The organism is Cellulomonas sp. IC4_254 (assembly GCF_011603975.1).
Classification (GTDB): Bacteria; Actinomycetota; Actinomycetes; order Actinomycetales; family Cellulomonadaceae; genus Cellulomonas.
The window spans coordinates 1-1,862 of the sequence record NZ_JAANNB010000346.1 but is presented as its reverse complement, the minus strand read 5'-3'; the positions used below and the strand labels follow the sequence as shown (position 1 = coordinate 1,862).

Here is a 1,862-nt window from a genome sequence, read left to right as displayed (position 1 = left end):
CCGCGAGGGCGCCGACCAGGGCCTGGATCGCGCTGCGGCCGAGCGCCGGGAAGTCCTGCCGGACGGTCGTCAGCGGCGGGACGAAGTACGCGGCGCCGGCCTCGTCGTCGAAGCCCACCACCGACACGTCCTGCGGCACCCGCAGCCCGCGCTCCCAGAACGCGCGCAGCAGGCCGAGGGCGAGCTGGTCGTTCGCGGCGAAGACGGCGGTCGGCGCGCCCGCGTCGGCCAGCCGCAGCCCCTCGCGGTAGCCGGACTCGGCGGACCAGTCGACCTCGACCGGCTCCGGCGCCCCGACCCCCGCGGCCGCGCACGCCTCGCGCCAGCCCGCGAGCCGCTCCTGCGCGTCGAACCAGTCCTGCGGCCCGGCGAGGTGCACGACCTCGCGGTGCCCGAGGTCGACCAGGTGCCGGGTCGCGGCCCGGGCGCCCTCGCGCTGGTCGACGCCGACCGCCACCACGTGCGCCGGCCCGGGCACCGGTTCGCCGGACGTCACGGAGACGACCGGCACCGGGACGTCGAACGCCGCGACCGCCTCCGCCACGTCGACCTGGGGCGCGATGATCGCGATGCCCTCGACGGCCTGGTCCAGGAAGTGGTCGAGCGCGCCGCGCATCGTCCCGCCGTCGAACCTGTCGATGGCCGCGACGCTCACGTAGTACCCGACCTCGCGGGCCGCGCTCTCCAGGCCGATCAGCGTGCTGGTCGGGCCGTGGTGCACCGACGACGTGGTGACGACGCCCAGGGCGCCGGACCGGCGGGTGACCAGGGCGCGGGCCGCGCTGTTCCGCCGGTAGCCGAGCTCCGCGATCGCCGCGAGCACCCGGTCCCGGGTCTCGGGGCGGACGCTCGGGTGGTCGTTGAGCACGCGCGACACCGTCTGGTGCGACACCCCCGCGAGCGCGGCGACGTCGCTCATCGCGGGCGGGCGCCGGACCGCGGGGGCGCCGGGCGTGCCGGTCACGGCGCGGCCTACCGGTCCCCGCGGGGCGACGGGGCCGCCGCCGCGCCGAGCTCCCGCGACCGGTCGTGCGCCGCGCGGGCCGCCGCGACCACGCCGGCCCGGACGCCGTGCGCGTCGAGCTGCGCCACGCCGGCGACGGTGGTCCCGCCGGGCGACGACACCCGCTCGCGCAGCACCACCGGGTGGTCGCCGGTCTGCGCGGCCAGCGCCGCCGAGCCCTCGACGGTCGCGACCGCGAGCCGGGTCGCGAGGTCGCGGGTCAGCCCCAGCAGGACACCCGCCTCCGCCATCGCGTCGATCAGGTAGAACGCGTACGCCGGGCCCGAGCCCGAGATGGCCGTGACCGCGTCGAGGTCCTTCTCGGCGACCCGCACGACCAGCCCGGTCGCGGCGAGCGCACGCTCGGCGAGGTCGAGGTGCTCGTCGGTCGCGTGCGTGCCCGGGGCGATCGCGCTGGCGCCCTTGCCGACCAGCGCCGGGGTGTTCGGCATGACCCGGACGACCGGCGTGCCCTCCGGCAGCGCGGCCTCGTACACCGCGACCGGGATGCCGGCGGCGACGGAGACGACGAGCGTCCCGGGCCGCAGCGTCGGGGCGATCTCGGCCAGCACGTCCGGCACGACCTGCGGCTTGACCGCGATCAGCACCAGGCCCGCCCCCTTCACGGCCTTGGCGTTCGGGTCCGCGGCGCGCACGCCGTACCGGCCGGACAGCTCCATGGCGCGCGCGGCGCTGCGCTCGGTGACGTCGACGTCGTCCGCGGTCCAGCCCGCCGCGAGCAGCGCGGTGACCAGGGCCTCCCCCATGACGCCGCCGCCGAGGACCGCCGCGTGCGGTCGTGCCGTGGTCTGCGTCATCGGGTGTCCTCCGGTGGTGGTCGTGCGGGTGGGGCTGGCGG

At 78.0% G+C, this 1,862-nt stretch carries 2 protein-coding genes; both read right to left on the bottom strand.

The window, feature by feature from the left end; genetic code table 11:
- Nucleotides 1-964: LacI family DNA-binding transcriptional regulator (locus G6556_RS18630; RefSeq protein ID WP_346775007.1), on the bottom strand; the 964-nt coding region annotated here is incomplete at its 3' end.
- 8 nt (nt 965-972) lie between these two features.
- Nucleotides 973-1,821: a pyrroline-5-carboxylate reductase gene (proC, locus tag G6556_RS18625; protein WP_166944614.1), complete on the bottom strand. Its 849-nt coding sequence runs from the start codon at nt 1,819-1,821 to the stop codon at nt 973-975.
- Nucleotides 1,822-1,862 lie beyond the last annotated feature (41 nt).